Below are 6237 nucleotides of genomic sequence, written 5' to 3'. Positions count from 1 at the left end.
CGACTGAAATCGCCTTATATCACGCGCTTGGAGCGCTACCTGCCCCGAAAACTACCCATGAATTTTTCTGACGAGGCTTAAGTTTGTACGTTTCGAAAACGGAGCAGGTCCAGCGACCATGGTACTCGGAGGGCTCACGCTTAACCAATCCCGACATGCTTGTCTCGGAAGCGGTCGCTATCTCAACCCGCGTCGCACCGTCGTTCATTCGGGTTGGTCAGGTCGAACTTTTCGCTCGCCGTGCCCGCAAGCAGGAACACCCCGATGCGATGGAGGAACTCGAGAAGATGGTGTTGCACCTGATCGATCGTGAGTACGCAGAGGTTATAGACAACACACTCAGTACTGCCGAGAAAGTGGTGTTGCTCGCACATGAATTTCGTAATCGCCTGACGTCGCTGGTAGCGAACTGGGTCCGTGTTGGTTATTGCCAGGGAAATTTCAACAGTGACAACTGTGCGGCCGGTGGCTTCACGCTTGATTATGGTCCCTTCGGATTCTGTGAGGCGTTTGATCCTTATTACCAGCCATGGACAGGGGGCGGAGAGCACTTTGCGTTTTTCAACCAACCCGTGGCAGCAGAACGCAACTTCGAAATGTTTTGTGCGGCGTTGCAGCCGTTACTGGCATCAGACCAGGTCGCTCTGCAAAAGCTCGAAGAGATTCGAAGTGGCTTTGCGGTAGAGATGCAAGCGGAAGTAGAAAAGATGTTTGCGGCCAAGCTTGGTCTGGATGCGCTTGACGCGGCGTTGTTCAAAGAACTTGCATTTCTGATGCTGCAAACGCCTGTTGATTACACACTATTCTTCCGCGAGCTCTCGTCTATACCGGCTGACATTGGCCCACTCAGAAAAAGTTTCTACAGTGATTTGAATGAAGAAATGGACAAGCGTTGGTCTGAGTGGCTGACAAAATGGAAATCGTTAATTTCCGGCACTACTAATGCGAATACAGAAACGTCACGTTCTCTTGAAGAGATTGGTGAACAGATGAAACGCGTCAACCCAAAATACATTTTGCGAGAGTGGATGCTTGCGCCTGCTTATCAGCAAGCGGCTACGGGGAACTACGCGCTAATTAGAGAACTGCAGGACGTCATGACACAGCCTTATGCTGAACAATCGAAAGAGGTGGAGGAGAAATACTACAGGCTGAAGCCGTCTGAGTTCAGTGAGCTAGGCGGAGTGTCGCATATGAGCTGTTCTTCTTAAAAGGTATAAAAGGGGATAGCTCAGGGACAGACCACTATTTATGGCTAGTTGATCTGGGGCGTAATGAAGTCCTTATTTCGATAGCGCCTGCTACCGAGAAGTAAAAAATAAGAGAATGGAATAACTGCTCTCTGCGCCGGGTTTCTTGCAGCCTGCGGCCTGTTTGGTGTCGACAGCAGAGCAGGGATAAGATGGCTCACTGACATTAGTGGAGTAATAATCATGTTCATCGTCGCCAATCGGGTCCCGGTCGCATCGGGCTGGGAAGAGACCTTTGAAGAACGCTTTCGGCAGCGTGCCGGCCAGATAGACAAGCAGGCCGGCTTTGTGCGTATGCAAATCCTCAAGCCGGAAAGTGAAGATACCCCTTACGTCGTTTTAACGACCTGGCAGGATAAGGCCTCATTTGATGCCTGGGTCGGCAGTGACGATTTCAAGCTGGCGCACAGTAACCCCATGCCAAAAGAGGCCTTTGACGGTGAGGGTAAGCTGGAAATGCATGAGGTGATTATCGGTGCCGAATCCACATAAAATAAATAAATCTGAAGACCCGGTGGTGATTAAGAAGATCCTCGATTACCTGGCGAAAGTGATAACCGGAATCAAATTCAAAGAGGGCGTCGAGGTGACAAAAGTCGATCAGGCTGCCGCTTGATTCAATCTGTCAGACACCAGATTTGACAATAACTCGCCGCCGGTTCAGATTGGACGAATCACAAGGCCTGAATCCGCTCGATTTCGCCGGTTAGGCCACTGCATCAGCTGAGATTGACTACGCCTGGCCGCGAAATGGCCGGGTTACTTCGGGGTGGTCAGGGTGGTTTTTCAGTGAAAGGTGGGGGGGAATACTCCCTATTACTTATGGCGGAAGGGTGGATGATGGGAAAGCTGGCCAGGGTAACGGCGCTGGCGGCCGCGGTGCTGGTGCATCAGATGGCCGCAGGGGCAGACGAAACGGCTGCGTCGCGGTTCACGTTCGACGGCTTCGGCACGCTGGGCGTGGTTCATTCCGACGAGGATCAGGCGGACTTCGCCACGAGCCTGTTCGCCCCCGACGGGGCGGGCCACACCCGCGCCTGGAGTCCCGAGGTCGATAGCCGGCTCGGCCTGCAGCTCACCGCCAACCTTACCCCCCGGCTCACCGGGGTCCTGCAGCTCATCGCCGAGCAGCGTTACGACGACAGCTATACCCCGACCGTCGAGTGGGCCAACCTCCGGTACGACATCACCCCGGACCTGAGCGTGCGCGCCGGGCGCATGGTGCAGTCCTCATTCATGGTTTCCGAGTACCGCAAGGTAGGGTATGCCACCCCGTGGGTCCGTCCTCCCGAGGAGGTCTATCGCCTCGTACCCGTCACCAACTTCGACGGCATCGACTTCAGCTACCGCTCCCGCTTCGATGGTCTCACCAATACCCTGCAGGGCGCGTATGGCCGCAAGGACGCCACTCTCTCGGGCGGCGGCACGGTCGAGGTCCGGGACGTCGTGACCTTGACCGATACCCTGGAGTGGGGCGCCGCCACCCTGTTTGCCAGCTACGGCAGCGTTCACCTGACGGTTGATGAAGAAAATCTCAACGCTCTGTTCGATGGCTTCAGGCAGTTCGGCCCCGAGGGCGTTGCCATTGCCGACCGCTACGATGTCAGCGACAAGCGCTATGAGGTCATGGCGGTCGGCGCGCGCTACGCCCCGGGCGACTGGTTCGTGATGGCTGAGTTGGCCCACGCGAACAGCCGTACCTATATCGGCGATGCCCGCGGCTGGTACGTCAGCGGCGGTTACCGGTACGGTGCGGTCACGCCTTATGTGACCCTGGCGCGTGCCTGGGTAGATAGCAGCACCTCGGATCCGGGGCTGTCACTGGGAGGGCTGCCGTCTTCGCTCGCCGGCCAGGCCGGCGGCCTCAATGGCGCGTTGAACGGGGTCCTGGGATCCGTGCCCCAACAGAAGAGCGTGACGCTGGGCGCGCGCTGGGACTTCGCGCAAAACATGGCCCTGAAGGTGCAGTACGAGCGGCTCGATCTGGAGAACGGTTCACCGGGCATTTTGCTCAACAGGCAGCCCGACTTTGAGCCTGGCGGACGGGTCAACCTGTTCAGCGTCTCACTCGACTTCGTGTTCTGAGGTGATTCAGGTGCCAGGAGAAATGAAAGCAATCTCATGGGGGCTCCTGCTGTGGCTCATTACCGGCACTGCCTGCGCCGAGGTGGTGGTCGTGGTCTCGGCCGAGAATCCGGTCGAGAGCCTTACCAGCGTGGAACTCGCGGATATCTACCTGGGCAGGATGCACACCTTTCCGAACGGCGAGAGCGTGGTGCCTGTCGACCAGCGGGAAAATTCACTCGTGCACCACGAGTTTTACAGCCTCTACCTGGGCCGTACGCCGGCACAGATCAAGGCGCACTGGTCGAAATTGATCTTCAGCGGTCGAGGCCAGCCGCCGCGAATCGTCGCCGGCGACAAGGCGGTGGCGGAGTTTGTGTCCGGAAACCACCAAGCCATTGGCTACGTTACCCCTGACCTGGTGGACAAACGGCTGCGGGTGGTGCCGATTGAATGAGATAGCCGGACAGGGAGAAGAATCGGTGCCGCCAGAGGAGGGCCGCAGCCGGCTGCATCGGCTACATCGGCTATTGGACCCCCCCATTCTGTTCAGCGGCATCGCGATCCTGCTGCTTGCAGCAATCTGGGCAGTCTCCATTAATCTCGTCGCCAGGGAGCGCCTCGCGGCCGAGCGCACTGCCGCGGCACTGGTGATGGACCTGGCCGACACCTACGAAGCGCAGGTGGTGCGCGCCCTGCGCGAGATCGACAACACGCTGAAGCTGGTTCGCTATAGCCTGGAGAACACCGGGGACGCGCAGGCGATCCTGGAGGAGCTGCGCACCAAAAGCTTGCTACCCCCCGAGATCCTGTTCACGGTCAACATCACCGATGCCCGCGGCGATGTCATCGCCGGCACCCACCCCGCCACCGGGAAGAACGTGGCGGCGCTGGACTTCTTTCAACGCGCACGCGAGGAGGACAACATGGTGATCGGCGCGCCCCGGCGCGAGCAGGATGCAGATGAGTGGCGGCTGACCTTCAGCCGGCGCATTGCGGATGCCGGGCAGCGCTTTGCCGGGGTGGTGACGGTTTCGGTGCATGCAGGCTATTTCGTCAGCGTCTATGAGGCGACGGAGCTGGGTGAACACGGCGTACTCGGGCTGGTCGGCACCGACGGTGTGTTCCGCGCGCGGCGTACCGGCGAGGCGATCACCGCCGGCACCACGCTCGACTACAACGAGCTGGTGCCCAAGGGGTTTGCCGACGATGCACCTGCAACGGTGATGCTCTGCCCCTGGGACAGCACCCGGCGCTATACCGTCACCCGCAAGCTGTATGAGTTTCCGCTGGCGATCGTCGTCGCCCTCTCCGAAGCGGAGCAGCTTGCTCCCGCCGGGCAGATCGCACGCACCTACCTGTGGCGCGCCGCCCTGGCCAGCCTGTTGCTGGTCACCGTGGTGGGGCTGCTAGGCAGGCTGAGCTGGCAGTTGCAGAGTGCGCGCACGCGTGCCATGGAGCTGCGGGTCGCCCATGCACAGCGCGTCGAATATCTTGCCTACCACGACAACCTTACAGAGCTGCCCAACCGCGCTCTGTTCAGCCGGCTCCTTACCCAGGGGATGCAGTACGCACGGCGCTATGACAAACAGTTGGCGCTGCTGTTTCTCGATGTTGACCACTTCAAGGCGATCAACGACTCGCTCGGCCACGATGCGGGCGATGAACTGCTGCAGGAGCTGGGCAGGCGCTTGCTCCATTCGGTGCGGGAAAGCGATATCGTCGCGCGCATGGGCGGCGATGAGTTCGTGATCCTGTTGCCGGAGATAAGGGATGGCTCCCAGGTGCAACCGGTCGCCGACAAGATCCTGACAGAGATCGGCAGCCCCTTCACGCTTGCCGGGCAGGAGTTTCGCATCACCATAAGTATCGGCATCGCCCTCTATCCGCACGATGGCGAAGACGAGCAGACACTGATGAAGAACGCCGATACCGCGATGTATTACGCGAAGGAGAGAGGGAGAAACAATTTCCAGTTTTACTCCGAGGAGCTCAACAGCGATTCGCTGGAGCGCCTCGCCATGGAGTCGAGCATGCGCAATGCGCTGCAGAACAACGAGTTTCGTCTCTTCTACCAGTCGAAACACGATGTGGGCAGCGGCCGCGTCACCGGCATCGAGGCGCTGCTGCGCTGGCAGCACCCTGATCTTGGGTTGATTGCGCCCATGCAATTCATCCCCCTGGCCGAAGAAAACGGACTCATCGTCTCGATCGGGCGCTGGGTGTTCGACACCGCGCTGCGGCAGAACGTCGCGTGGCAAAAAGAGGGACTCCCCAGGCTGAGCATGGCGGTGAACCTGACCGCACGTCAGTTTCTCGACAATAACCTCGTGCTGGATATTCGCAATGCGTTGCGGGAGACCGGGATGGATGCCGAACTGCTCGAGCTGGAGATCACCGAGATGATGATCATGCACGACATGAAGGCGACTACCCAAATCCTTCAGGAGCTGAAACAGATGGGCGTGCGTATCGCGATTGACAACTTCGGCACCGGTTACTCCTCGCTGTCGAAACTGGAGGGTTTTCCGCTCGACACCATCAAGATCGACGGCTCCTTCATTCAGGACGCCACCCCCGGCGTCGAAGGCAAGTGTTTGACCGGGGCCATCATCGAGCTGGGCAAGAGCCTGGGTTTCACGGTGATCGCCGAAGGGGTTGAGACGAAGGAGCAGGTCGATTATCTGCGCCTTCATGCGTGTGACCAGTACCAGGGCTTCTATATCAATAAACCGATGCCGGCGCAGGAGTTCGCCGACGTGATCCGCGAACGGTTACGGGAGTTTGCACAACCCGCACCTCAGCCCTGACTTGACTACTCGTTGCCTGTCTCATCCGACATAAAAACCAGGAGGCAGGTTCGAGGTTATAGCGAAACCGCGTCAAAACCTGGATGATTTACAGGAATCCGCCGAAGCGACGG

General features: G+C 58.7%; 5 protein-coding genes. All 5 read left to right on the top strand.

Annotation, left to right across the window (positions count from 1 at the left end):
* The first annotated feature begins 155 nt into the window (after positions 1-155).
* The 5 genes from RQ738_RS00375 to RQ738_RS00355 all read left to right on the top strand — a co-directional run bounded on the left by RQ738_RS00375 (position 156) and on the right by RQ738_RS00355 (position 6124).
* Positions 156-1211, top strand: a complete 1056-nt coding sequence (locus tag RQ738_RS00375) for a protein adenylyltransferase SelO family protein (protein ID WP_314161382.1) — start codon at positions 156-158, stop codon at positions 1209-1211.
* A 222-nt stretch (positions 1212-1433) separates the two neighbouring features.
* A complete protein-coding gene (locus RQ738_RS00370) occupies positions 1434-1742 on the top strand; it encodes an antibiotic biosynthesis monooxygenase (RefSeq protein WP_314161381.1) in 309 nt (102 codons plus the stop codon).
* 345 nt (positions 1743-2087) lie between these two features.
* Complete coding sequence (locus RQ738_RS00365) at positions 2088-3335, top strand: hypothetical protein (protein ID WP_314161380.1); 1248 nt, start codon at positions 2088-2090, stop codon at positions 3333-3335.
* A gap of 22 nt (positions 3336-3357) precedes the next feature.
* The gene (locus tag RQ738_RS00360; protein ID WP_314161378.1) at positions 3358-3771 is read left to right on the top strand and encodes a phosphate ABC transporter substrate-binding protein; all 414 of its coding nucleotides are present in this window, start codon (positions 3358-3360) and stop codon (positions 3769-3771) included.
* Positions 3764-6124, top strand: coding sequence for a putative bifunctional diguanylate cyclase/phosphodiesterase (locus RQ738_RS00355; RefSeq protein ID WP_314161377.1), 2361 nt, complete (start codon positions 3764-3766; stop codon positions 6122-6124). The genes RQ738_RS00360 and RQ738_RS00355 overlap by 8 nt, the downstream gene beginning before the upstream one ends.
* Positions 6125-6237: the final 113 nt, after the last annotated feature.

Origin of the sequence: Sulfuriflexus sp. (genome assembly GCF_032250955.1) — a bacterium.
Classification (GTDB): Bacteria; Pseudomonadota; Gammaproteobacteria; order AKS1; family AKS1; genus Sulfuriflexus.
This window is presented reverse-complemented; position numbering and strand designations above follow the sequence as displayed.